This window comes from Escherichia coli DSM 30083 = JCM 1649 = ATCC 11775, from assembly GCF_003697165.2.
Classification (GTDB): Bacteria; Pseudomonadota; Gammaproteobacteria; order Enterobacterales; family Enterobacteriaceae; genus Escherichia; species Escherichia coli.
On sequence record NZ_CP033092.2, the window covers coordinates 1,064,796 to 1,091,434 of the forward strand.

Annotated in this window: 22 protein-coding genes; 11 read left to right on the forward strand and 11 right to left on the reverse strand. The window is 50.7% G+C overall.

Annotation, left to right across the window (positions count from 1 at the left end):
• The first annotated feature begins 9 nt into the window (after positions 1 to 9).
• The gene (ygdD, locus tag EAS44_RS05950) at positions 10 to 405 is read left to right on the forward strand and encodes a DUF423 domain-containing protein (protein ID WP_000203901.1); all 396 of its coding nucleotides are present in this window, start codon (positions 10 to 12) and stop codon (positions 403 to 405) included.
• Positions 398 to 1,498 carry a 23S rRNA (cytidine(2498)-2'-O)-methyltransferase RlmM gene (gene rlmM / locus EAS44_RS05955; RefSeq protein ID WP_001045527.1) on the forward strand — a complete coding sequence of 367 codons (1,101 nt, stop codon included), beginning with the start codon at positions 398 to 400 and terminating at the stop codon, positions 1,496 to 1,498. Before ygdD ends, rlmM begins: the two co-directional genes overlap by 8 nt.
• Positions 1,499 to 1,541: 43 nt before the next feature.
• Here the strand turns inward: rlmM and fucR are convergent, their stop codons facing one another.
• From fucR to fucP, 5 genes are all read right to left on the reverse strand, one after another.
• On the reverse strand, positions 1,542 to 2,273 hold the full coding sequence (fucR, locus tag EAS44_RS05960; protein ID WP_001305284.1) for an L-fucose operon activator: 732 nt from the start codon (positions 2,271 to 2,273) through the stop codon (positions 1,542 to 1,544).
• 57 nt (positions 2,274 to 2,330) lie between these two features.
• The gene (fucU, locus tag EAS44_RS05965; RefSeq protein WP_000920840.1) at positions 2,331 to 2,753 is read right to left on the reverse strand and encodes an L-fucose mutarotase; all 423 of its coding nucleotides are present in this window, start codon (positions 2,751 to 2,753) and stop codon (positions 2,331 to 2,333) included.
• 1 nt (position 2,754) lies between these two features.
• The gene (gene fucK / locus EAS44_RS05970; RefSeq protein WP_000808350.1) at positions 2,755 to 4,173 is read right to left on the reverse strand and encodes an L-fuculokinase; all 1,419 of its coding nucleotides are present in this window, start codon (positions 4,171 to 4,173) and stop codon (positions 2,755 to 2,757) included.
• A gap of 108 nt (positions 4,174 to 4,281) precedes the next feature.
• Complete coding sequence (gene fucI, locus EAS44_RS05975) at positions 4,282 to 6,057, reverse strand: L-fucose isomerase (RefSeq protein ID WP_000724161.1); 1,776 nt, start codon at positions 6,055 to 6,057, stop codon at positions 4,282 to 4,284.
• A 32-nt stretch (positions 6,058 to 6,089) separates the two neighbouring features.
• Positions 6,090 to 7,406: an L-fucose:H+ symporter permease gene (fucP, locus tag EAS44_RS05980; RefSeq protein WP_000528588.1), complete on the reverse strand. Its 1,317-nt coding sequence runs from the start codon at positions 7,404 to 7,406 to the stop codon at positions 6,090 to 6,092.
• 546 nt (positions 7,407 to 7,952) lie between these two features.
• On the opposite strand from fucP, the gene fucA reads away from it, so the two are divergent.
• Positions 7,953 to 8,600: an L-fuculose-phosphate aldolase gene (gene fucA / locus EAS44_RS05985; RefSeq protein WP_000440772.1), complete on the forward strand. Its 648-nt coding sequence runs from the start codon at positions 7,953 to 7,955 to the stop codon at positions 8,598 to 8,600.
• Between the two features lie 27 nt (positions 8,601 to 8,627).
• Positions 8,628 to 9,776, forward strand: coding sequence for a lactaldehyde reductase (gene fucO / locus EAS44_RS05990; protein ID WP_001363011.1), 1,149 nt, complete (start codon positions 8,628 to 8,630; stop codon positions 9,774 to 9,776).
• A 104-nt stretch (positions 9,777 to 9,880) separates the two neighbouring features.
• Here fucO and xni read toward each other — a convergent pair whose 3' ends face one another.
• The 5 genes from xni to queF form a co-directional block, all read right to left on the reverse strand.
• A complete protein-coding gene (xni, locus tag EAS44_RS05995; protein WP_001296330.1) occupies positions 9,881 to 10,636 on the reverse strand; it encodes a flap endonuclease Xni in 756 nt (251 codons plus the stop codon).
• 111 nt (positions 10,637 to 10,747) lie between these two features.
• On the reverse strand, positions 10,748 to 12,115 hold the full coding sequence (gene sdaB / locus EAS44_RS06000) for an L-serine ammonia-lyase II (RefSeq protein ID WP_000626404.1): 1,368 nt from the start codon (positions 12,113 to 12,115) through the stop codon (positions 10,748 to 10,750).
• A gap of 57 nt (positions 12,116 to 12,172) precedes the next feature.
• Complete coding sequence (gene sdaC / locus EAS44_RS06005; protein WP_000450473.1) at positions 12,173 to 13,462, reverse strand: HAAAP family serine/threonine permease SdaC; 1,290 nt, start codon at positions 13,460 to 13,462, stop codon at positions 12,173 to 12,175.
• 556 nt (positions 13,463 to 14,018) lie between these two features.
• Positions 14,019 to 15,383, reverse strand: coding sequence for a nucleotide 5'-monophosphate nucleosidase PpnN (gene ppnN, locus EAS44_RS06010; RefSeq protein WP_000627995.1), 1,365 nt, complete (start codon positions 15,381 to 15,383; stop codon positions 14,019 to 14,021).
• 111 nt (positions 15,384 to 15,494) lie between these two features.
• Complete coding sequence (queF, locus tag EAS44_RS06015) at positions 15,495 to 16,343, reverse strand: NADPH-dependent 7-cyano-7-deazaguanine reductase QueF (RefSeq protein WP_000100430.1); 849 nt, start codon at positions 16,341 to 16,343, stop codon at positions 15,495 to 15,497.
• A 67-nt stretch (positions 16,344 to 16,410) separates the two neighbouring features.
• On the opposite strand from queF, the gene syd reads away from it, so the two are divergent.
• From syd to gudD, 7 genes are all read left to right on the forward strand, one after another.
• Positions 16,411 to 16,956: a SecY-interacting protein gene (gene syd, locus EAS44_RS06020; protein ID WP_000342431.1), complete on the forward strand. Its 546-nt coding sequence runs from the start codon at positions 16,411 to 16,413 to the stop codon at positions 16,954 to 16,956.
• 621 nt (positions 16,957 to 17,577) lie between these two features.
• A complete protein-coding gene (gene yqcC, locus EAS44_RS06025; RefSeq protein WP_000206982.1) occupies positions 17,578 to 17,907 on the forward strand; it encodes a YqcC family protein in 330 nt (109 codons plus the stop codon).
• Positions 17,907 to 18,689, forward strand: coding sequence for a tRNA pseudouridine(65) synthase TruC (truC, locus tag EAS44_RS06030; protein WP_000889984.1), 783 nt, complete (start codon positions 17,907 to 17,909; stop codon positions 18,687 to 18,689). The genes yqcC and truC overlap by 1 nt, the downstream gene beginning before the upstream one ends.
• A gap of 17 nt (positions 18,690 to 18,706) precedes the next feature.
• A complete protein-coding gene (gene yqcA / locus EAS44_RS06035; RefSeq protein WP_000807752.1) occupies positions 18,707 to 19,156 on the forward strand; it encodes a flavodoxin in 450 nt (149 codons plus the stop codon).
• Positions 19,157 to 19,589: 433 nt separating this feature from the next.
• The gene (gene gudP / locus EAS44_RS06040; protein ID WP_000097082.1) at positions 19,590 to 20,942 is read left to right on the forward strand and encodes a galactarate/glucarate/glycerate transporter GudP; all 1,353 of its coding nucleotides are present in this window, start codon (positions 19,590 to 19,592) and stop codon (positions 20,940 to 20,942) included.
• 1 nt (position 20,943) lies between these two features.
• Entirely contained in the window at positions 20,944 to 22,284 is a 1,341-nt protein-coding gene (gene gudX, locus EAS44_RS06045; protein WP_000211789.1) for an enolase C-terminal domain-like protein, read from the forward strand.
• 20 nt (positions 22,285 to 22,304) lie between these two features.
• Positions 22,305 to 23,645: a glucarate dehydratase gene (gudD, locus tag EAS44_RS06050; RefSeq protein WP_000098250.1), complete on the forward strand. Its 1,341-nt coding sequence runs from the start codon at positions 22,305 to 22,307 to the stop codon at positions 23,643 to 23,645.
• A 230-nt stretch (positions 23,646 to 23,875) separates the two neighbouring features.
• On the opposite strand, the gene barA is transcribed toward gudD, so the two are convergent.
• Positions 23,876 to 26,632 carry a two-component sensor histidine kinase BarA gene (gene barA, locus EAS44_RS06055; RefSeq protein WP_000186431.1) on the reverse strand — a complete coding sequence of 919 codons (2,757 nt, stop codon included), beginning with the start codon at positions 26,630 to 26,632 and terminating at the stop codon, positions 23,876 to 23,878.
• Positions 26,633 to 26,639: the final 7 nt, after the last annotated feature.

Below are 26,639 nucleotides of genomic sequence, written 5' to 3' on the forward strand. Positions count from 1 at the left end.
GGTACGACCATGACCAGCCGTTTTATGCTGATTTTCGCCGCCATTAGCGGCTTCATTTTTGTAGCTCTGGGCGCTTTTGGCGCGCATGTGTTAAGTAAAACCATGGGAGCCGTTGAGATGGGCTGGATCCAGACCGGCCTCGAATACCAGGCGTTTCATACGCTGGCGATCTTAGGTCTGGCGGTGGCAATGCAGCGTCGCATCAGTATCTGGTTTTACTGGAGTAGCGTTTTCCTCGCGTTAGGCACGGTGCTGTTCAGCGGCAGCCTTTATTGCCTGGCGCTGTCCCATCTGCGTTTGTGGGCATTTGTCACACCGGTTGGCGGCGTGAGCTTCCTTGCGGGCTGGGCGTTAATGTTAATTGGTGCTATCCGTTTAAAGCGCAAGGGCGTAAGTCATGAATAAGGTTGTATTGCTGTGCCGTCCGGGCTTTGAAAAAGAGTGCGCCGCAGAAATTACCGATAAAGCCGGTCAGCGGGAAATTTTCGGTTTTGCCCGCGTGAAAGAGAATGCGGGTTATGTCATTTATGAATGTTATCAACCTGATGATGGCGATAAGTTAATCCGTGAGCTGCCGTTCAGTTCATTAATTTTTGCCCGCCAGTGGTTTGTGGTGGGGGAACTCCTGCAGCATTTGCCGCCAGAAGATCGTATTACCCCCATTGTCGGCATGTTACAGGGTGTAGTAGAGAAGGGCGGTGAACTGCGTGTTGAAGTTGCCGATACCAACGAAAGCAAAGAGTTGCTGAAATTCTGCCGTAAATTCACCGTGCCGCTACGCGCTGCCTTGCGTGATGCGGGGGTGCTGGCGAACTATGAAACGCCGAAGCGTCCGGTTGTGCATGTATTCTTTATTGCACCAGGCTGTTGCTATACTGGTTACTCATACAGCAGCAATAATTCGCCGTTCTATATGGGCATTCCGCGCCTGAAATTTCCGGCAGATGCGCCGAGTCGTTCCACGCTCAAACTGGAAGAGGCATTTCATGTGTTTATTCCCGCGGATGAGTGGGATGAACGCCTGGCGAACGGGATGTGGGCGGTGGATTTAGGTGCTTGCCCAGGCGGCTGGACCTACCAACTGGTGAAGCGCAACATGTGGGTTTATTCCGTCGACAACGGCCCGATGGCGCAAAGTCTGATGGATACCGGGCAGGTGACGTGGCTGCGGGAAGACGGTTTCAAATTCCGTCCGACATGCAGCAATATCTCCTGGATGGTATGCGATATGGTTGAAAAACCGGCGAAAGTTGCGGCATTAATGGCGCAGTGGCTGGTTAATGGCTGGTGCCGTGAAACTATCTTCAATCTCAAACTGCCGATGAAAAAACGCTACGAAGAAGTGTCACACAATCTGGCGTATATTCAGGCACAGCTTGATGAACATGGCATAAATGCTCAGATTCAGGCGCGGCAGTTGTATCACGATCGCGAAGAAGTGACGGTGCACGTCCGCCGTATCTGGGCTGCGGTGGGTGGTCGTCGCGACGAGCGATAACAGGTAAGGCCGGGGCGTCGTCTCCGGCCTGCTACCCTTTCCGTCAGGCTGTTACCAAAGAAGTTGTAACCTGGCGCTCATCAGAAATAATGTGCGTTACCTCATCCAGATGCCCGATGCGGGCTTCCCCTGAACGATTAAATTTACTTTTATCAATCAATAACAACGATTGCGCGGCACGTTTTAATAACATTGATTTGTAATCAGCGTTGATGGCATTGGAGTCCCACAGTGCGCCGCTGCTATCGATCCCTTCACAAGAAAAAATAAACAGATCGATTTCCAGCGATTTAAGTTGGGAAATCAGCGAGGGATTGACGTAACAGCCATATTTGCGCTCAAGTGTGCCGCCGGAACTGATCAGTTTAATGCGTTCGCGTTTACCGAGTTCATGGCAAATCGGATGGCTATTGGTGAAGACCTGGATGTTGATGTCAGGCAACTGGCGTGCCAGATACCAGCAGGTTGAACTGGCGTCTAAGGCTATCACCATCCCTTCTTCAATCCACGCGAGCGCCTCGCGCGCGATATCTGCTTTATGCGCATAATGGCTTTTCAGCCGGATGTGAAAGGGATCGCCACTGTCTTGATTTTGACGGTGGATATATTTAGCGCGCCCATGATTGCGCAGAATTTTACCCTGCGTCTGTAATTCATTGAGATCGCGACGAATGGTTTCTTTACTGACCTTTAGCTGTTCAGAGAGAGCTTCCGTGGTCAGGCTGGTATGGTTCAGCAGCAGGTCGACTATCGCTTGCTGGCGTGCCGCTTTCATATTTTTCACCCCATCATTCGATAACCGCCCGCGTCATGCGGGCGTACCGGTATGAGATTACGGTGTTACCCCTTTTTTTAAAAGAATATTCCCGTACTTCGCTCGTTCGCCTGTGATAACGATCGCAAAGGCTTTTTGCGCCCGTTCATAAAACGCAAAACGATTGATGCGGATGATGTCAGGACAGGGGGCTTGTAGTGAAAGCGCATTACGATAACGTCGTTCTACTTCAGGATCGAGAGTGTCACCTTCTACCGCCGCCATCATCACCAGCGGTGGTGCATAACTGTCCAGCTCAAATAACGGGATAATCGCCTGGAGCAAGTCGCTCACCAACAGGCCATCAGCGCGGATCACCTGCGGTCCCATCGAATGGGCGGGAAAGTGAGCATCGGAAAAAATAATTTCATCTCCATGCCCCATCTCTGCCAGCACTTTCAATAGTTCGGGAGAAATTAACGGCGAAATTGTTTTCAGCATTTCACACCTCCTCTATAAATTCAGGTTCAGTTTGCGGGTAGAAATAACGGTACTGATAATGAATCTGTGCACGGGCTTCTTCCGGGCTGTTAAATTCCCCTACGCCATACCAACCAAACAGCGCAGCTCCTGCGACGGTCGTTTCGGCATCGTCGAGAACTTTTACCGGAATATCAAGCATATTGGCTTTAATCTGATTCCACAATGTGTTGCGACTTCCTCCGCCGACTAACAATAATTCAGAGGCTTTAAAGTGCCCGATTTTTTCCAGCATCTGTAGATTGCGCTGTAATTGCGTGGTTAACCCTTCCAGCGCCGCGCGATAGAAATGCCCCCGCGTGGTATTAAGCGTTACGCCTTGCCAGCCAGCGTTCTGGCACGACAATAAATCACACTGCATTTTCACTCCATCTGCGCCAGGCGCGATCAGGCGAGCTTCTTCAATCAATATTTGCCAGGGAGTTTCAGCCGTCCAGAACAGTTTTCTCACCCATTCCAGCACGCCGGATGCCAGCCATTGCATACCTGGGTTATACAACCCTGCCTGGCTATCCAGTTCGCAGGTAGAACCGGCGTACTGACTTAACAGCGAAGTATCAACCTGGGCGCTGCGGACCATTAAAATTTCCCATGTACCGGAAGAGAGCACGGGTTCATTTTGTTCGGCACCAGCGCCAAAAAGGGCGAACTGGGTATCGTGACCTGCGGAAATCACCGGTATGCCAACGGGTAAGCCGAGCATTGCTGCGGCGCTGTTCTGTAGCGTACCAATCTGTTCACCCGCTTCCACCAGACGAGGGAAGAGTCGGCGTGGAATACCGGTGGCTTGTAAAATTTGCGGACTGAAATCGCGTTGCTGGATATCCAGCATCTGGCTGGTTCCGGCCATCGTAATATCAGTAGTGAATTCGCCGGTTAAACGGTGGTTAATCAGCGACGAAATAAAGAGCCAGGCGTGCGCGCGTTCCAGCAGTTGTGGATGATTTTCTTTCAACCACACCAACTTATATAACGTATTGAAACTAAAGGCTCCGACTCCAGAAATAGCCTGCAACTGCTGTGCGGAGATCAACCGTTCAATATGGTCCATTACCGCGGCTGTTCGCGGACATTTCCAGCTAATGATCGGATAGAGCAGATTGCCTTGCTTATCTACCAGAGCGCCATCCACACCAAAGGTGGTGACGGCGATACCGCGGATGTGGCAATCAGTCAGTTCACTATTGATTTGCCGACAGCAATCAGCAAAGCGTTGCAAAATGGCGTCTAAAGACCACTGGTGCCAGGTGTTGTTTTCCATCGCGATATCGCTGGCATTAGGCGTTGAGGCGCGGGCAACAATTTTTCCCTGCCGATTAACCGCGATGGCCCTGACATTGGTCGCGCCACAGTCGAGTACCAGGATAACTTCTTGTTTCATAATCGCTCCTGCAATATAGCCGGATAACATTGCTTATCCGGCTAACCACTCTTGCTTGTTCAGGCCCGGTAGCCGGAGCGACCGGGCATCACATCAGGGAGTAATGTATTAACGCTTGTACAACGGGCCGTAGTTCTGGCAAGCGCGGTAATCCTGGCCTTCAATATCCATGCCGTGCGCGGCCCAGGCAGAAGGACGATACACTTTGGTCTCTTCAACGTTGTGCATACATACCGGGATACGCAGCATGGAGGCAAGAGTGATAAAGTCTGCGCCAACGTGGCCGATGGTCAGAACCCCGTGGTTAGCGCCCCAGTTCGCCATTACCGAGTACACATCCGTAAACGGCCCTTTACCGGTGAGGCGCGGTGCAAACCAGGTGGTTGGCCAGGTTGAGTTGGTGCGTTTGTTGAGGATGTCATGCACATCCTTCGGCAATTCCACGCTCCAGCCTTCCGCGATTTGCAGTACCGGTCCCAGGCCTTTGATGATGTTGACACGAGTCATGGTGAACGGGACGCCGCCTTCGGTAAGAAAGCGGGAAGAGTAACCGCCGCCACGGAAGTATTCGTGGATCGCCGGGCACCATTCGGTAGCGGCGAGGCAAGCGTCAGCCTCTTGCTGAGAGATTTCCCAGTGCGGCTTCATCGTCGGTTTACCTTCGCTGTCGCGTTGTTTACAGGAACCGTCCAGCGCAGCAGAACCGGAGTTGATCAAATGGATGATGCCGTGTTCTGCCAGCCCGTCCAGTTTATGCCCCGTTACACGCTCAATTGCTTCTGGTGACCAGTAGGTACGGACATCGGCAAATACCTGAGCGGTGCCGGTGAGCTGGTGGCCCATTAACATTGCCACGCCGTTAAGACTGTCGTTTTCGGTCGCCACGACAAACGGTTTGCGCACGCCATTCCAGTCAAATGAACTGTTGAGGATCGCTTCAGCGGTATCGCCATTGGGATATTGATCGGTCCAGTGACGTTGCCCCTGGAAGCCTGCAGCGATGGCGTTGTAGCCAAGTGATTCTTCCACGCGACCAATATCGGCCAGTTTGCTGTTGCCTTGCATCATGTCGCGGATACACATCGCCATCAGTAAACTTTCGCGCAGAACTGCGCGGCTTTGCTCGGCATTGCGTTGATACTGTTTGTTATTTTCATCTTCGCCATAGCGGAAGTTTTTATCAGCCCAGGCCAGCGCCATTTCCAGTTCGGCTTCGTCGTAAATCTTCTGATCGATACGGCGACGCAGTTCGGTCATATCCACCGCCTGGACTTTCATTCCCAGCCAGGATTCAAAGAAGTTATGATCAACGATGGAACCGGCGATACCCATCGAAACGCCGCCCAGCGACAGATAGCTTTTACCTTTCATGCTGGCGACTGCTAAACCGGCGCGGGCAAAGCGCAGCAGTTTTTCTTCAACATCGGCAGGAATCGATGTGTCATCGGCATCCTGAACGTCATGACCGTAAATGGAGAATGCCGGGATGCCTTTCTGGCTGTGAGCTGCCAGAGCCGCTGCCAGGTAAACAGCGCCGGGACGTTCAGTGCCGTTAAAGCCCCAAATGGCTTTCGGGCGGGTTGGATCCATGTCGATGGTTTCACTGCCATAGCACCAGCAAGGGGTTACCGTAATGGTGAGGCCTACATTCTGACTGCTGAATTTTTCTTCGCAAGCAGCGGCTTCAGCCATACCCGCGATACAGGTATCGGAAATGACACACTCGACGGCAGCTCCGCAGGCATGGCGCAGTTTCTCGGTCAGCAGTGCAGCCGTGGCTTTCGCCATATTCATTGTTTGTTCTTCAAGCGACTCACGAACACCCATGCGACGACCGTCAATAACCGGGCGGATACCAATTTTCGGTAAGCTGATTTTTTTCATTACTGATTCCTCACTTTATTCGGAAAATATGTTCAGTTAGTTGCCGTTTGAGAACGGAAACGGGCAAAGATAAAGATGACTGCGAAGCAGAGTGCCGGGAGCAGTTCGGCAGTGGGGATGTTGCCCGCTGCGTCACTGACAAACCCCATGACCGGAGTGACAATACCGCCGCCAATAATGGTCATAACGATGAAGGACGAACCGTATTTGGTGTCCTGGCCGAGATTCTTAATGCCCAGCGAGAAGATTGTTGGGTACTGAATCGACATAAAGGCACTGCATAAAGTCAGGGCTATTAAACCCACATGACCGCCAGCGAAGGCTGAGATCAGGCACAGTGCCATAGCGATTAATGCGTAGGCTGCCAGGACTTTGTGTGGTGCGAAGCGACTGATGAGCCAGGTACCGGTGAAACGACCAATAAAGAAGCACACCATGGTTCCGGTTAAATAGTTAGCGGCAAAACCTGCTGTCATACCTGGAATTTCTTCTACAGCGTAGCGAATCAAATAGCTCCAGCAGGCTGTTTGTGCGCCGACGTAGCAGAATTGCGCTAATACTGCCCAGCGCCAGTGGCGAATACGCGCCAGGCGAGAAAGCGATGCGGAGAACGATCCTTGTTTGGCGTCACTGTGATTATCACTCTGCAATGCCGGGAATTTCGTCAGCATGATCAGCAGGGCGACCAGTAACACGATAGCCACGATGATCATATAAGGTGTCTGTACCGATAATACCAGGCTGTGTTTATACGCACTCAATTGCTCTGGAGACATTTTATCGAGAACGTCTTGCGATTGATGTGGCACGTTAGACAAAATAAGACTTTGCCCAAAGACAACCGCGATAATTGCGCCAAATGAGTTAAATGTTTGCGCAAGATTTAAGCGGAAGTGACCACTGCTTTCCGGCCCTAATACCGTAACAAAAGGGTTTGCGGCAGTTTCCAGACAACCTAATCCGGCTGCAATAATAAATAGGCCAACTAAAAACAAGGTGTAGTTCATTATTTCTGCGGCGGGCCAGAATAATGCAGCGCCGAAGGCATATAAAAACAATCCGGTAATAATCCCTGCTTTATAACTGAGTTTTTTCATCAATATCCCGGCAGGGATTGGGATAATGAAATAACCAAAGTAAAAGGCCGATTGGATCAGGCCAGCCTGGAAATTTGTCAGCGTAAAAGCCTGCTGGAATTGAGGCAATAAAATGTCGTTAAGGTTATTGGCTACCGCCCAAAGAAAAAACAGTGAGCACAGCAGCGCGAATGGAATAATGTAACTTCTGCTTTGCCCTGCATCTTTATCTACCGCACGGTAACTCTGCGTTTGTATTGATGTGTTTCCCATAGCATCCTCTTAGGTTCAGAAGCTTAAGCACGTAATCGGTTATGTTTTCAAAAGTGCAAAACCAGCGAGTTCGGGCTTCATATCAGTGAATATTTGCCTGTCTGAAATGAACTCATGGATTCATTTTCAAATAAAAAACGGTCTGTAATATGACGGCGGTCACACTTATTAGCTGGAAGGTGACTTTATGTGACTACCATCACTTTAATAATCGAAATTTCATGCCCGTTTCAGAAAATAAATCATAAAAAACACAAACCAGATGACCGTATTAATTGTTTGTGCCGAAAACGGGCATTCCTGGCAGGGAGGAGTAGAAAAATGACCGTTTTGATAAATATTCTTAAGAGCGGTCATTTTTAATGTGGTTATAAAAAGAGAAATTGCAGTTATTTACTGTGATTAGTTGAACCAGGTCACAAAATATAAGCTTGTGAATTTCTTTCTGGTTAATCAGGAAGAATATGGTGAGTAATTAAACGGCTAATTCAATAGTGTGAAAGGAACAACATTATTGCCCTGTTTTGAATCAGAGAGAGGTAGCTAATGGAACGAAATAAACTTGCTCGTCAGATTATTGACACTTGCCTGGAAATGACTCGCCTGGGGCTGAACCAGGGGACAGCGGGTAACGTCAGTGTACGTTATCAGGATGGGATGCTGATTACGCCTACAGGTATTCCATATGAAAAACTGACGGAGTCGCATATTGTCTTTATTGATGGCAACGGCAAACATGAGGAAGGAAAGCTCCCCTCAAGCGAGTGGCGTTTCCATATGGCGGCCTATCAAAGCAGACCGGATGCCAACGCGGTTGTTCACAATCATGCCGTTCATTGTACGGCAGTTTCCATTCTTAACCGACCGATCCCCGCGATTCACTACATGATTGCGGCGGCTGGCGGTAATTCTATTCCTTGCGCGCCTTATGCGACCTTTGGAACACGCGAACTTTCTGAACATGTTGCGCTGGCTCTCAAAAATCGTAAGGCAACTTTGTTACAACATCATGGGCTTATCGCTTGTGAGGCGAATCTGGAGAAAGCGTTATGGCTGGCGCATGAAGTTGAAGTGCTGGCACAACTTTACCTGACGACCCTGGCGATTACGGACCCGGTGCCAGTGCTGAGCGATGAAGAGATTGCCGTAGTGCTGGAGAAATTCAAAACCTACGGGTTACGGATTGAAGAGTAATTTCGTAAAGCAACAAGGAGAAGGATGATGGCTAACAGAATGATTCTGAACGAAACGGCATGGTTTGGTCGAGGTGCTGTTGGAGCTTTAACCGATGAAGTGAAACGCCGTGGTTATCAGAAGGCGCTGATCGTCACCGATAAAACGCTGGTGCAATGCGGCGTGGTGGCGAAAGTGATCGATAAGATGGATGCGGCAGGACTGGCATGGGCGATTTACGACGGCGTAGTACCTAACCCAACAATTACTGTCGTCAAAGAAGGGCTCGATGTATTCCAGAATAGCGGCGCGGATTACCTGATCGCTATTGGTGGTGGTTCTCCACAGGATACGTGTAAAGCGATTGGCATTATCAGCAACAACCCGGAGTTTGCCGATGTGCGTAGCCTGGAAGGGCTTTCCCCGACCAATAAACCCAGTGTACCGATTCTGGCAATCCCCACCACAGCAGGCACTGCGGCAGAAGTGACCATTAACTACGTGATCACTGACGAAGAGAAACGGCGCAAGTTTGTTTGCGTTGATCCGCATGATATCCCGCAGGTGGCGTTTATTGACGCTGACATGATGGATGGTATGCCTCCAGCGCTGAAAGCCGCGACGGGTGTCGATGCGCTCACTCATGCTATTGAGGGGTATATTACCCGTGGCGCGTGGGCGCTAACCGATGCGCTGCACATTAAAGCGATTGAAATCATTGCTGGGGCGCTGCGAGGAACGGTTGCTGGTGATAAGGATGCCGGAGAAGAAATGGCGCTCGGGCAGTATGTTGCGGGTATGGGATTCTCGAATGTTGGGTTAGGGTTGGTGCATGGTATGGCGCATCCACTGGGCGCGTTTTACAACACGCCACACGGTGTTGCAAATGCCATCCTGTTACCGCATGTCATGCGCTATAACGCTGACTTTACCGGTGAGAAGTACCGCGATATCGCGCGCGTTATGGGCGTGAAAGTGGAAGGTATGAGCCTGGAAGAGGCGCGTAATGCCGCTGTTGAAGCGGTGTTTGCTCTCAACCGTGATGTCGGTATTCCGCCACATTTACGTGATGTTGGTGTACGCAAGGAAGACATTCCGGCACTGGCGCAGGCGGCACTGGATGATGTTTGTACCGGTGGCAACCCGCGTGAAGCAACGCTTGAGGATATTGTAGAGCTTTACCATACCGCCTGGTAAATACGCTGATGTGATAATGCCGGATGCGACGCTAGCCGCGTCTTATCCGGCATATAAGTGCATGAAATTCAATGTGTTGATAATCGTTTGCATCCGGCACGCCGTTACCTTACCAACCGCAATTGCTGTAAATTGCCGTCGATATGCAAATCGGTTTGTAAGCGGGCAATATCGCGGCACAGAAACGCCATCTCTTTATGGGTTTCTAATTTTTTGCGCCACTTTTCGGCAACCGCATCCAGATTCTCATATATCCCTTCCAGACTCTGAAACTCGACCAGTAGCTGTGTGGCGCTTTTTGGTCCGATCCCTGCAACACCCGGTACCTTTGAACTGCTGATCCCCGCAAGCCCCCAGTAATCGGGCAACTGCTGCGGTTGAACGCCAAATTCTTTATCGATAAATGGCGCATCCAGCCAACGTTTCTGGAAGTAATCACGAATACGTAATGTCGGTGAAAGTAACTGACAGTAGCCTTTATCTGTCGAAACAATCGTTGCCTGATGCCCGGCCTGTGTCACTTTGACCGCCAGCGTGGCGGCTAAGTCATCGGCTTCGTTGCCGCTGGCGGACCAGCACGGGACGCCGCGTTGCTCAAAGGCGGCGCGTAATGCAGGCATCTCGTTGTGCAACTCTTCCGGCATTGGCGGTCGACCCGCTTTGTAATCTGGTAAACGCTGATGACGCCAGCCGCTACTGCGGTTTTCATCATCAAAAACGGCGACCGCGTGGGTTGGCTGGCTGTGCATAATGAGCTGATCGAGCGCGTGCTGGCAGGTTTCGACACAGGGCGAACCCTGAACGGCATGAATGCGACGAATAAGATTCAGTGCATCGACAATAAGCAAATGAACAGCCACGATAACCCCCTTAAAGATCAGGCGATAAGGGTAACATTCGATGCCAGAACAGGCTATGGCTGGATGAGAAATCGGGAAGAGGCCTCGCAAAAAGAGGCCTCTGGAGAGCGATTAATCGCAGGCAACGATTTTCATTGCCAGGCCGCCGCGAGACGTTTCACGGTACTTGGCGTTCATATCTTTACCTGTTTCGTACATGGTTTCGATAACTTTGTCGAGGCAGACGCGTGGCTCGCTGGTACGGCGCAGCGCCATACGTGCAGCGTTTACTGCTTTCACTGCCGCAATGGCGTTACGCTCGATGCACGGCACCTGTACCTGCCCGGCGACCGGGTCACACGTCAGACCGAGGTTGTGCTCCATGGCGATTTCCGCCGCGATGCATACCTGCGCTGGGCTTGCGCCTAACAGTTCTGCCAGACCAGCTGCCGCCATTGAGCACGCCACGCCGACTTCACCCTGGCAGCCGACTTCGGCACCAGAAATCGAGGCGTTCATCTTATAAAGAGAACCAATGGCGCTGGCTACCAGCAGGTAACGAGCCAGTGAGTTAGCGTTCACTTCGCGGATAAACTTGTCGTAGTACGCCAGCACGGCCGGAATAATCCCGCACGCACCGTTAGTCGGCGCAGTCACCACGCGACCGCCAGCAGCATTCTCTTCGTTCACTGCCAGTGCAAACATGTTGATCCAGTCAACAACCGCCATCGGGTCAGTGGTGGTTTTATCCTGGCTGACCAGCATCCGGCGTAGTGCCGCAGCACGGCGTGGAACGCGCAGTTTGCCAGGTAACACGCCTTCGGTAGAAATACCGCGCTCAATACCGCCACGCATGACTTCCCAGACGTTCGCCAGGTGCTGTTCCAGCTCTTCTTTGCTGTGCAGCGCCAGCTCGTTTTTCATCATCAGGCCAGAGAGTGACAGCCCGGTTTCCTGACAATGTTTTTGCAGATCGGCTGCTGAACTGTACGGATAAGGAACTTCAACCGGTGCGCTATCCTGCTGACCAAAATGTTCTTCATCAACAATAAAGCCACCGCCGATAGAGTAATAAGTCTGGCTGTAAACGACTTTATCGCCCGCCAGCGCGGTAATGCGCATACCGTTTTCATGCAGAGAAAGGTTGTCGGCATGGAAGTTCATGCACTGATCAACCGGGAACTCCACTTCATGCTGACCGTTTGCCAGCATCAGGCGACCATGAGTATTCACATCCTGAATAAAACCAGGGATGGAATCGATATCCACGGTATCCGGCAGGTTACCCGCCAGACCCATAATTATGGCGATATCTGTGTGGTGGCCTTTACCGGTCAGAGAGAGCGAGCCGTACACGTCAACCACCACGCGGGTCACGTCTTTAAGCAGGTTACGGGCAATCAGATCGTCGGTAAATTGTTTACCCGCTTTCATTGGTCCAACGGTATGAGAACTGGAAGGGCCAATGCCGATTTTGAAAATATCGAATACGCTAATCATAGGAAATACATCGCGTTAAAACGGAGGAAGCGCCGCCCGAAAGCGGCGCGAAAGGACTTAGCTGAACAGAGAGTAGAAGATTGCGGAGATTGCAATCAGACCCATCACGACAACGAATACGTTGCTGATGTGACCGCTGTATTTACGCATTGCCGGTACTTTCTGAATTGCGTACATCGGCATCAGGAACAGGATCATCGCGATGATTGGGCCGCCCAGGGTTTCAATCATACCCAGGATGCTCGGGTTCAGGGTGGCAACAATCCAGGTCGTTACCAGCATGAACAGCGCAGTGATACGGTTCAGCTTGTTGATTTCGATAGACTTACCTTTACCACGCAGAGATTTAATCACCATACCGTTGAAGCCTTCACGTGCGCCCAGGTAGTGGCCGAGGAAGGATTTGGTGATAGCGATAATCGCGATAATCGGAGCCATCCACGCGATGATCGGCGCGTTAAAGTGGTTAGCCAGGTAAGACAGAATCGAGATGTTCTGCTCTTTAGCCGCAGCCAGGTCTGCCGGAGTCAGGCTCAGTACGCAGCTGAAGACGAAGAACATTACGGTCAGCACCATCATGATGTGTGCGAATGCCAGGATCTTCGAGCATTTCTGTTCTGCCATATCGCCGTACTCTTCACGCTTCGCAACGGCGAAAGAAGAGATGATCGGAGAGTGGTTGAACGAGAACACCATTACCGGAATTGCCAGCCACAGTGTCATCCACAGACCGTTTCCGGTTGCAGATGCAGTGTCCAGAGACAGCGTTTCCAGTGCTGCGCCGTTCCACTGCGGGATCAGGTACAGAGCCAGCAGCATCAGTACGCCAACAAACGGGAATACCAGAATACTCATCGCTTTAACGATCATCTGCTCACCGAAGCGAACGATGGTCATCATACCCACGATCAGGATCAGCGACAGAATCGCACGCGGCGGTGGCGTCATACCCAGCTGGTGAGACATGAAGCTTTCAACTGTATTGGTGATTGCCACGCTATAAACCAGCAGGATCGGGTAGATAGCGAAGAAGTAGAGCAGAGTAATCAGTTTACCTGCGCCAATACCAAAGTGTTCTTCTACAACCTCGGTGATGTCTTCGCCCGGGTTTTTACCAGACAGTACGAAGCGAGTCAGGCCGCGGTGAGCAAAAAACGTCATCGGGAACGCAAGGATAGCCATGATGATCAGCGGGATCATACCGCCAACACCAGCGTTGATTGGCAGGAACAGCACGCCCGCGCCGATTGCCGTGCCGTAAAGGCCCAGCATCCACATGGTGTCTGTCTTGCGCCAGGCACTACGAGAGTCTTTCGACGCAATCGTGCTGGTTTGAGTCGTTTCCATCTATTTCTCCTGGAGGAATGCAAATAATTCAGCTTTTAGCCAGTTCAGCCCGGGAAGGTGCCTGACCGTAAAAATGAAATCTGTCTATCGGCGATGGCTTAATCATTTTCCACCGTAATAATTTGAGGGCGGAAAGATACACACAAGTTATGTATCTATCAGTGATCTTGATCCCAAATACAATAATCTACTTGGAAGATAGATAATCACAACGCTTTACTCTGTAAATCAAAAGTAAAAGAGAATTTAAGGGCAATATTTACCCATTAAACGACATCTGACTTCTTACGGGGCGCGCAATATATGTAGGTTGAACTGAAAAAATCAATACTTTTAGTTAATCATGGCGATAATTTCTTTTTCATGGCGATAAAATGTGGTTTATGAAAATAGGGAAACGTTTGCGTTCCAACATAAATTGTATGACATATTAACTGTGGTGATATTTGTCGCGTGAGGGTGGTAAGAAACATTCATATAACAAATGAAATGAGTTGATGAGTAAGTGACCAAAAACGAGAAAACCCGGCAACAAACGTCACCGGGGGAGGGGAGATTATGTGCAGATTTCGTAGCAAGGGATGTAGGCTGAGCCTGGCAACTTCATACGATGCTGGGCAACAAAACCCTGTAGCAGGTCGTCCATACGACGCATAATCTCTTTATCGCCGTTGATTTTGTAAGGACCAAACTCTTCAATGGCGCGAATACCGACTTCTTTTACATTACCCGCCACAATACCGGAGAACGCACGGCGCAGGTCGGCAGCCAGCACTTCAACGGGTTGATCCGGGTAAAGCTTCAGATTAGCCATATTCTCGTGAGACGGCTCAAACGGCATTTGCAAATCTGGCGCAATGCGCATTGACCAGTTAAAGCTGTAAGCGTCACCAGTGTCGCGGCGATTTTCTTTCACCAGCGGCATCGATTTTTTCATCTGACGAGCGACTTCAGCGGCGTCATCAATGATGATGCGGTAATGGCGGCGCGCGTTTTCACCCAGCGTATGCACGACAAACTCGTCCAGTACGCGGAAGTAGTCGGCGCTCTCTTTCGGGCCGGTGAGGATCAATGGTAAAACCTGATCTTTGTTGGCCGGGTTCATTAAAATTCCCAGCAAATACAGCAACTCTTCTGCTGTACCCACACCGCCAGGGAAGATAATGATACCGTGAGCGATACGGACAAACGCTTCCAGACGTTTTTCGATATCTGGCATGATGATCAATTCGTTGACCAGCGGGTTAGGCGGTTCAGCGGCGATAATCGACGGCTCTGTCATACCAATAAAGCGACTGTCTTTGTAACGCTGCTGCGCGTGTCCGACCGCAGCACCTTTCATCGGCGCTTCCATCGCTCCCGGACCACAGCCGGTGCAGATATTCAGCTCACGCAGGCCCAGCTGATTCCCGACGCGACGGGCATACAAATACTCGTTTTCGTTAATTGAGTGACCGCCCCAGCAGACCACCATATTTGGCGCTTCACCGACATGCAGCGCGCGAGCGTTACGCAAGATGGAAAAGACCAGGTTAGTGATGTGGACGGAGTTGTCGAGATTCAGGTTGGGAAAACGAACGGTGTTATGAATTTGCCCATAAACGAAGAGAATGTCACGCAGAACCGCGAACAAGTTGGCCTGCAAAGCGCGAATAATTCGCCCATCGACAAAAGCCTCTTCCGGGGGATTTATCAGTTCCAGCTTTACGCCGCGTTCACGGCGCAGGACGTTAATATCGAAATTTTCAAAACGAGACAGCAATTCTTTGCTGTTATCGGTCAAACTACCGGAGTTCAGTACGGCAAGTGAACAGTTGCGAAACAGTTGATAGAGGTCGCTGCTGGCGGTGCGTTTAAGCATATCCACTTCCAGCTGCGACAACATATCCATGGAGCCAAGCGGGCTAATATGTGTAATCAAGAAAAACTCCTTATGGGACGAATATCGTCATTCCCTTTGATTACAATAGCCCTGCCTGCTGACCTTTCACAACCTTCTGCGTGAATCCAGCACGCAAAATTGAGAAAAAATTTATTGCCGAACCAGTCTTGTGGTCGATGGGACAAAATCGCTATTACTGCGCCACGGGTTAATGTCCAGACCGCCACGACGGGTATAACGTGCGTAAACGCTCAATTTCTCTGGCTGGCAGAAGCGTAACAGGTCATTAAAGATGCGTTCCACGCACTGTTCGTGGAACTCGTTGTGATGACGGAAAGAAACCAGGTAACGCAGCAGTTTTTCTCTGTCAATTTGGCGTCCACGATACTGAATTTGGATCGATCCCCAATCTGGTTGATGGGTGATCAGGCAATTTGATTTCAGCAGGTGGCTGACAAGCGTCTCTTCCACTACTTTTTCACCGCTGGTGGCATTCTCCAGATAGTCAGTAGTGAATTCATAGTTATCGATAGTGATATCCTGGTCATCAATGCAGGTGCCATTGAAATGACCTATCGGCTGGCCTTCCAGTTCATCAAGACGATATAACGCCACGCTAACCTTACCCTGGGCGCAAGTGCTTAAGTCGCGCTCCAGCGTCTGGCGCACCTCATCCCAGTTATTAAAACGCGTCTGGTTAAAACTGTTGAGATAGAGCTTAAAACTCTTCGACTCAATCAGATTTACGCTGGTGTAATCAAGTTCAACATGACCGACAGCGACCTGCGGCAAACCTTTCGCATTCAGCCAGGAAAGTTCATACAGCGTCCAGATATCCGTACCGTGAAAAGGCAGGTTATCCGCTTTCAGACCCAGCGGGTCGCGATTCAGGCTGCGTGGAACGCCTTGCAGTAGGCTGGCGTCATAGGTATCCCGGTAATCGGTTGATTTTCCAAGTGTCAGGCCCGCAAGTGCCTGATGGTTTGCATAAGAAGACATGTTTCACCGTCATAAACCAGATAAACTAAACGACAAGTGTATCTGGTTTAAGTGAAGAGAGAAATTAGTGGACGATTTGACCGCACAAGCCCTGAAAGATTTTACTGCACGCTACTGCGATGCGTGGCATGAAGAGCATAAAAGCTGGCCGTTAAGTGAGGAACTGTACGGCGTTCCTTCACCGTGCATTATTTCAACTACCGAAGATGCCGTATACTGGCAACCCCAGCCGTTTACCGGGGAACAAAATGTAAACGCGGTTGAACGCGCTTTTGATATTGTGATACAACCCACGATTCATACCTTTTATACGACTCAGTTTGCCGGGGATATGCACGCGCAGTTTGGCGATATCAAACTGACATTGCTGCAAACCTGGAGTGAAGACGACTTCCGTCGGGTGCAGGAAAATCTGATTGGTCATCTGGTGACTCAGAAAAGGCTAAAACTGCCGCCCACGCTATTTATCGCGACGCTGGAAGAAGAGTTAGAGGTCATCTCGGTGTGTAATCTCTCCGGTGAAGTGTGCAAAGAGACGCTGGGAACACGTAAACGGACGCATTTAGCCTCAAATCTTGCGGAATTCCTTAATCAACTTAAGCCTCTTCTGTAATCCAAATACCCCATCTGGTTGTGAGAGATCTCTTACAGACTCTGTAGGAGATCGCCAGGAAATAAGCGAATACTTAAAAAGATAAGAATCGTTATTTTCATTTAAAAACAAAATGTTGCTTGTTAATTCTTAACTTTCATATGAAATTATCCTTAAGGCATTGTCTGTAAGCGCCTTGTAAGACTTCGAGAAAAAGACGATTCTATCTTCGTCGACAGGGAGTCAGACAACGAAGTGAACATCAGGATGATGACACTTCTGAAGGACACACCAGGATGGTGTTTCAGGGAAAGGCTTCTGGATGAAGCGAAGAGGATGACGCAGGACGCGTTAAAGGACACCTCCAGGATGGAGAATGAGAACCGGTCAGGATGATTCGGTGGGTCAGGAAGGCCAGGAACACTTCAGGATGAAGTATCACATCGGGGTGGTGTGAGCAGGAAGCAATAGTTCAGGATGAACGATTGGCCGCAAGGCCAGAGGAAAAGTTGTCAAGGATGAGCAGGGAGCAACAAAAGTAGCCGGAATGCTGCGAAACGAACCGGGAGCACTGTGAATACAGTGCTCCCTTTTTTTATTCCTGCTATTCTTCGCGGCAGTTTTTCTTATTGAGGTTGCTTTATGACCACTCATGACCGCGTTCGTCTCCAGTTGCAGGCGCTTGAAGCGTTACTGCGTGAACATCAGCACTGGCGAAACGATGAACCCCTGCCGCATCAATTTGCGAGTACCCAGCCGTTCTTTATGGACACCATGGAACCACTGGAGTGGTTGCAATGGGTACTGATTCCGCGGATGCACGATTTGTTAGATAACAACCAGCCGTTACCGGGCGCTTTTGCTGTTGCGCCCTATTATGAAATGGCGCTGGCGACTGATCATCCGCAACGCGCGCTTATTCTGGCTGAGCTGGAAAAACTGGATGCTCTTTTTGCGGATGATGCGAGCTAATGCTGGAAATACTCTATCAGGATGAATGGCTGGTTGCGGTAAATAAACCCTCCGGCTGGCTGGTTCACCGCAGCTGGCTGGATCGCGACGAGAAAGTAGTGGTCATGCAAACCGTGCGTGACCTGATAGGCCAGCATGTGTTTACTGCTCATCGTCTGGACCGACCCACTTCTGGTGTGTTGTTGATGGGATTATCCAGCGAGGCCGGACGGCTGCTGGCACAACAGTTTGAACAGCACCAAATCCAGAAACGTTACCATGCGATTGTGCGCGGCTGGTTGATGGAAGAAGCGGTGCTGGATTATCCACTGGTGGAAGAACTGGACAAAATCGCTGATAAATTTGCCCGCGAAGATAAAGGCCCGCAGCCAGCAGTGACGCATTATCGCGGTCTGGCGACCGTAGAAATGCCGGTAGCGACCGGACGTTACCCGACCACGCGCTACGGCCTGGTAGAACTGGAGCCGAAAACCGGACGTAAGCACCAGCTCCGTCGCCATCTTGCCCATTTGCGCCACCCGATTATTGGCGACAGCAAACATGGTGATTTACGCCAGAATCGCAGCGGTGCTGAACATTTTGGCCTTCAGCGGTTAATGCTGCATGCTAGTCAGTTGTCATTGACGCATCCTTTTACTGGCGAGCCGCTGACTATTCACGCGGGCCTGGACGACACCTGGATGCAGGCGTTATCACAATTTGGCTGGCGGGGTCTGCTTCCTGAAAATGAAAGGGTTGAGTTCAGTGCGCCATCGGGTCAGGATGGAGAGATAAGTTCCTAATCCAGGGAGAAAACGGTATGGCGGAAATTGGTATTTTTGTCGGCACCATGTACGGGAATTCACTGTTAGTGGCCGAAGAAGCGGAAGCGATTCTGACCGCGCAGGGCCACAAAGCAACGGTATTTGAAGATCCTGAATTAAGCGACTGGCTGCCCTATCAGGATAAGTATGTTCTGGTGGTTACGTCCACGACCGGGCAGGGCGACCTTCCTGATAGCATTGTGCCACTCTTTCAGGGAATCAAAGATAGTCTGGGCTTCCAGCCGAATCTGCGTTATGGCGTGATTGCGCTCGGCGACAGTAGTTATGTGAATTTCTGCAATGGCGGCAAACAGTTCGATGCCTTGTTGCAGGAACAGAGCGCTCAGCGGGTTGGCGAAATGCTGTTGATTGACGCCAGTGAGAACCCGGAACCGGAAACGGAATCAAATCCGTGGGTTGAACATTGGGGCACGATGTTGTCCTGATATGTTCAGCGAGCGGTAAATGCCGTTTTAGCGGTGCTGAATCGAATCTTTTCAGGCAAATGCCAGTAAAAACTGCTTCATAGCGCGGATTTTTACTGGCGTTTGCCTGGAGTCAAGCGATCCATTTCATACTCTTCTTTATTTCTTCGTTTTAACCCTTCCTTTCTTGTTCTTGTTTTCATTTCCGTGAAGTGGATTCCACCGTCCAGGGCTAATGCCAAAATCGGGCCTCATTGAACGCATTAATGTTGTGTTGTTGCACGGTGAGCCGCTATGGCGCGCTTTTTATACTGCTATTGCCAGATATAAACACGCGCCGTATTCGGTGAACGACCTATAAAAACGGCAAAAACACCCTACGTCACCTCTGATTTCCTGGCGATGTCGCAGTCCAGAGTGAGCGTGGCTAACGCGAATTTTCAGGAGTGCAACAATGAGTTCTTTAAGTCAGGCTGCGAGCAGTGTGGAAAAACGCACGAATGCTCGTTACTGGATAGTGGTGATGTTGTTTATCGTCACATCCTTCAACTACGGCGACCGCGCTACGCTTTCTATTGCCGGTTCGGAAATGGCCAAAGATATCGGCCTTGATCCCGTGGGAATGGGCTATGTGTTCTCTGCCTTCTCATGGGCGTATGTTATCGGGCAGATCCCTGGTGGCTGGTTGCTGGATCGTTTTGGTTCAAAACGCGTCTACTTCTGGTCGATCTTTATCTGGTCGATGTTTACCTTGCTGCAAGGCTTCGTCGATATCTTTAGTGGATTCGGCATTATCGTTGCCCTGTTTACGCTGCGCTTCCTGGTCGGGCTTGCTGAAGCGCCCTCTTTCCCCGGCAACAGTCGCATTGTTGCGGCCTGGTTTCCGGCGCAGGAAAGGGGAACGGCGGTGTCGATTTTTAACTCCGCTCAATACTTCGCAACGGTTATCTTCGCGCCGATTATGGGCTGGCTGACGCATGAAGTGGGCTGGTCACACGTCTTTTTCTTTATGGGCGGTCTGGGCATTGTCATCAGCTTTATCTGGTTGAAAGTCATCCACGAGCCAAATCAACATCCGGGCGTAAATCAGAAAGAGCTGGAGTACATCGCCGCGGGTGGCGCGCTGATCAATATGGATCAGCAAAACACCAAAGTTAAAGTGCCGTTTAGCGTGAAGTGGGGGCAGATCAAACAGCTGCTCGGGTCACGGATGATGATCGGCGTTTATATCGGTCAGTACTGTATCAACGCCCTGACTTACTTTTTTATTACCTGGTTCCCGGTTTATCTGGTGCAGGCGCGCGGGATGTCGATTCTGAAAGCGGGCTTTGTGGCTTCCGTTCCGGCGGTTTGCGGTTTTATCGGCGGTGTGCTGGGTGGGATTATTTCCGACTGGCTGATGCGTCGCACGGGTTCACTGAACATTGCGCGTAAAACACCGATCGTGATGGGCATGTTGTTGTCGATGGTGATGGTGTTCTGCAACTACGTCAACGTTGAGTGGATGATCATCGGCTTTATGGCGCTGGCCTTCTTCGGTAAGGGGATCGGTGCGCTGGGTTGGGCTGTAATGGCTGATACTGCGCCAAAAGAGATCAGCGGTCTTTCCGGTGGCCTGTTTAACATGTTTGGTAACATTTCTGGCATCGTCACGCCAATCGCAATTGGTTATATCGTTGGCACGACTGGCTCCTTTAATGGGGCGCTGATTTATGTTGGTGTTCATGCCTTAATCGCGGTACTCAGCTACCTGGTGCTGGTGGGCGATATCAAGCGTATTGAGCTGAAACCTGTCGCGGGGCAATAAGATGACGACACAATCCAGTCCTGTTATTACTGATATGAAAGTCATTCCGGTCGCCGGACATGACAGCATGTTGCTTAATATTGGTGGTGCACATAACGCATATTTCACCCGCAATATTGTGGTACTCACCGATAATGCCGGGCATACCGGCATTGGTGAAGCGCCGGGCGGAGAGGTGATTTATCAAACACTGGTCAAGGCTATTCCGATGGTGCTGGGCCAGGAAGTTGCGCGCCTGAATAAAGTGGTTCAGCAGGTGCATAAAGGTAATCAGGCAGCCGATTTTGATACCTTCGGCAAAGGTGCCTGGACTTTTGAATTGCGCGTTAATGCCGTGGCGGCGCTGGAAGCCGCCTTGCTTGACCTGTTAGGTCAGGCGCTGAATGTTCCGGTCTGCGAACTGTTAGGGCCAGGCAAGCAACGTGATGCTATTACCGTTCTCGGTTATCTGTTTTATATCGGTGATCGGACCAAAACCGATCTTCCTTATCTGGAAAATACGCCGGGCAACCATGAGTGGTATCAGTTGCGGCATCAGAAAGCGATGAACAGCGAAGCCGTTGTGCGTCTGGCGGAAGCCTCACAGGATCGCTATGGCTTTAAAGATTTCAAACTTAAGGGTGGCGTGTTACCTGGCGAGCAAGAAATCGACACTGTTCGTGCATTGAAGAAACGCTTCCCTGATGCGCGGATTACCGTTGATCCCAATGGTGCCTGGCTGCTTGATGAAGCCATTTCTCTGTGCAAAGGGCTGAATGATGTCCTTACCTATGCGGAAGACCCGTGCGGCGCTGAGCAGGGTTTCTCCGGTCGTGAAGTGATGGCGGAGTTTCGACGGGCGACCGGCTTGCCCGTCGCGACCAACATGATCGCCACCAACTGGCGCGAAATGGGTCATGCGGTGATGCTCAATGCGGTAGATATTCCACTTGCCGATCCGCACTTCTGGACGCTTTCCGGTGCAGTCCGCGTGGCGCAACTTTGCGACGACTGGGGGCTGACCTGGGGCTGCCATTCTAATAACCACTTTGATATCTCTCTGGCGATGTTTACCCATGTGGGCGCGGCGGCACCGGGTAATCCTACCGCTATCGATACCCACTGGATTTGGCAGGAGGGCGATTGTCGTCTGACCAAAAATCCGCTGGAGATTAAAAACGGAAAAATTGCCGTTCCTGATGCGCCCGGTCTGGGCGTGGAACTGGACTGGGAACAGGTACAAAAGGCACATGAGGCCTATAAACGTCTGCCTGGCGGTGCGCGTAACGACGCAGGCCCGATGCAGTACCTGATCCCCGGCTGGACCTTTGACCGTAAACGTCCCGTTTTCGGCCGTCATTGATTCTGAAAAAGGACATAAATATGAGTTCTCAATTTACGACGCCTGTTGTTACTGAAATGCAGGTCATCCCGGTGGCGGGTCATGACAGTATGCTGATGAATCTGAGTGGTGCACATGCACCGTTCTTCACGCGTAATATTGTGATTATCAAAGATAATTCCGGTCACACTGGCGTAGGGGAAATTCCCGGCGGCGAGAAAATCCGTAAAACGCTGGAAGATGCGATTCCGCTGGTGGTGGGTAAAACGCTGGGTGAATACAAAAACGTTCTGACGCTGGTGCGTAATACTTTTGCCGATCGTGATGCCGGTGGGCGCGGTTTGCAGACATTTGATTTGCGTACCACTATTCATGTAGTTACCGGGATAGAAGCGGCAATGCTGGATCTGCTGGGGCAGCATCTGGGGGTAAACGTGGCATCGCTGCTGGGCGATGGTCAACAGCGTAGCGAAGTCGAAATGCTCGGTTATCTGTTCTTCGTCGGCAATCGCAAAGCTACACCGCTGCCGTATCAAAGCCAGCCGGATGACTCATGCGACTGGTATCGCCTGCGTCATGAAGAAGCGATGACGCCGGATGCGGTGGTGCGCCTGGCGGAAGCGGCGTATGAAAAATATGGCTTCAACGATTTCAAACTGAAAGGCGGTGTACTGGCCGGGGAAGAAGAAGCCGAATCTATTGTGGCACTGGCGCAACGTTTCCCGCAGGCGCGTATTACGCTCGATCCTAACGGTGCCTGGTCGCTGAAAGAAGCGATTAAAATCGGTACATACCTGAAAGGTTCGCTGGCTTATGCAGAAGATCCGTGTGGTGCGGAGCAAGGTTTCTCCGGGCGTGAAGTGATGGCAGAGTTCCGTCGCGCAACTGGCCTGCCGACCGCAACCAATATGATCGCCACCGACTGGCGGCAGATGGGCCATACGCTCTCGTTGCAATCCGTTGATATCCCGCTTGCGGATCCGCATTTCTGGACGATGCAAGGTTCGGTACGTGTGGCGCAAATGTGTCATGAATTTGGCCTGACCTGGGGTTCACACTCCAACAACCACTTCGATATTTCCCTGGCGATGTTTACCCATGTTGCCGCTGCCGCACCGGGTAAAATCACCGCGATTGATACGCACTGGATCTGGCAGGAAGGTAATCAGCGCCTGACCAAAGAACCGTTAGAGATCAAAGGCGGTCTGGTTCAGGTGCCAGAAAAACCGGGGCTGGGTGTAGAAATCGATATGGATCAAGTGATGAAAGCGCACGAGCTGTATCAGAAACACGGGCTTGGCGCGCGTGACGATGCGATGGGAATGCAGTACCTGATCCCCGGCTGGACGTTCGATAACAAGCGTCCGTGCATGGTGCGTTAAGACAGAAAACCAAAACCGGCTCTATCTGGAGCCGGTTTGAGACTGATGCCAAACGCAAAATTGCCTGTTGCGCTACGTATCAGGGCTACATCATTTTTTAATTCATTGAATTTAATTGGTTTTGCAGGCCGGATAAGGCGTTAACGCCGCATCCGGCATAAACACAGGCACTTGTCACCAATCTGAAACCAGCGTCATAAAAATCCGGTTGCTACTCGACAAGACGTCCATTACCCGAGAATTTTGCTGGCTTCGCGCGCTACATTATCCATCTCGTCCAACAGTTCCAGCAGCTCCGGCTCTAAATCTTCTTCTTTAGTACCGCTACGTAGCTGTTGTTCGATCAGTTGGCAGAGATTCTTCATACGCGGTACACCGCTATAGCCGCAACTGCCATGCAGTTTATGAATCAAATCAACCAGGCCTTCCGGGTTTTCTCCAACCAGCTGTTCCTCAACTTTGTTGCGAACTTCAGGCAGGAAATCGAGTAACATTTGCAGCATATCGCGCGCTAAATCGGTTTTTCCTGCTGCCTGGCGTAGTGCCAGTTGCCAGTCGAGGGTCGCATTCGGGTTGACCACAATTTCGTTGACTTCGGGCGTCACGACGCGAGAGGAAATACCGCTGCCAGGCTTGTAGCGCAACAGCAAATTATGCAATCGCTCTTCTTCGATCGGTTTGGCCAGATAATCACTCATCCCCGCGCCAAGCAGTTTCTCTTTTTGCCCGGCCATCGCATGCGCCGTTACCGCGATAACCGGCGTTTGCTGCTGATGCGGGAGCTGGTGGATGAGCTCACATGCCCGAATGCCGTCCATGTCCGGCATTTGAATATCCATTAAGATTAAATCGAACGGCATCTGTTTCGCCCGTTCAACCGCCTGATGCCCGCTATCGCAAAGTTCCACATGTTGCACCATATCTTCCAGCAATGCGCCGATAAGTTTCAGGTTAGCGGGGTTGTCATCAACCGCCATGACTGTCATTGCCAGCTTACTTTCATCGGTTACAGGCAAAAGCGTGTTTTGTTTGTGATGACAAAATTCCGTCAGGGCAGGCAACAGGCGCGTAGGTGTTAATGGTTTCAGCAGACACGCGCCGATACCATCTTGCTTAAGTTTTTCAGCATTGACTTGTGCATGGCAAGGAAGTGCCAGCATCAGGAAATCGGTCATCGATACTGCTTTCGCTAATCGCTCATGTTGCATTGTTAGCGGCTCGCGGAAGGTCACCGCTATGCCTAATAACATCATGTCGTAATGCGCGGGAGGCAGCGCGGAGAACGTTGGGCTATAAACCACTTCCAGCGGCGTTTCACTTAAAATATCCAGCGTGCATTGTGCTGCTGCGGAGTTTGGTTCGACATAGGCCAGGCGCTTACCAGCGAGGCACTGGGTGGATGGCCCTTCGATAATAATGTTCGGGTTCAGATCGAGATTAATGTGGAACCAGAAAGTTGAACCACGATTCGGCAGGCTATGGAACGAAATATCGCCGCCCATTTCATTAACCAGTTTTTGTGTAATCACCAGCCCCAGCCCGGTGCCACCATGACGGCGGGAAATACTGGCATCAGCCTGTCTGAAGGCCTGGAATAAGCGCGATTGATCGCGTTCAGGAATACCAATGCCGGTATCCCGAATCTGCACTTCAATTTGCACTTTGGTATTACTCAGCGCACGTTTTTCTACCAGAATATCAATGTTGCCATTCTCGGTGAATTTAATTGCATTCCCTACCAGGTTAGTGATGATTTGCTGTAATCGTAGTGGGTCGCCGATCACGTTATCAGGCACGTCGCTTTTAATATTGAGCGTCAGTTCCAGCCCTTTATCGTGAGAAGAATGTGCCAGCAGGGTAACGACTTCATCCAGCGTGCTGCGTAGTGGGAATGGAATACTTTCCAGAATCAGCTTACCGGCTTCCAGTTTCGAGAAGTCGAGAACATCATTAATAATTGCCAGCAAATTATTTGCCGAACGTTCAATCGTATTCAGGTGATCGCGCTGCGTTGGTGTTAATTCTGTTTTCAGCGTCAGGCGGGTAAAGCCAATAACACCATTCAGTGGTGTACGCAGCTCGTGTGACATATTTGCCAGAAACTCGGATTTAATACGCGCCGCTTCCTGGGCGCGCTTTTTCGCCAGATCCAACTCAACGTTCTGAATCTCCATTTGCTCCAGCGTCTCACGCAGATCGGACGTCGCCTGGTCGATATTGTGTTGCATCTCTTCGTGATAAGCCGCCAGCGACATTGCCATCGAGTTGATACCGTTTTTCAGCATATCCAGTTCGCCGAGCATAAAACCTTCCACCCGGCTGTCGAGTTGCCCGCGACGGATGCGGTCGACGGTATTCACCATGTTGCGAATCGGACCGGTTACATCGCGCATTAAGCGCCAGCCAAAAATAAGCGCAATACCGATACAAAACAGCATCATCACGCTGGAAATAAAGATCTCTTTATATTGCTGCAAGCGAACCGATTTAAGATCCAGCTCCAGCGCAATATATCCCAGCATATTTTGACTATTTTTGGCATCGCTACTGGGCGATTCGTCGGGGGAGTAACTTTCAGAAATAATCGGCGTGCGGAGGATCATTATATCGCCGTCACGAGTGACAGTGAGCTGGCGAGGAAACGGCACGTTGCTGCCGAGCTGCATTGATGAGGGATCAAGATGAAAATTGGAGGTGACAAAGAGTCGGTTATTTTCATCATAAACCGAAATCGCGCGAACAATATCAGAATGGCGACGATGCAGTACGCTTATTAACTGACCGATAGATTCGCGATTTTGCAGACTCATGCCATATTCAGTAGAAACTGCAAGCGGCTCAATAATGCTGGCACCGGCATCTTCCAGTTGACGCTGCAAGTCGTTATAGCGATGCACGACGAAAAAGATACTCAGCAATAAACCAATAAGGACGGTCGGTGCCAGGATCAGAATCATCATGCGTGCGCGCAGGCTGTAGTTGGTCATGGAGTTC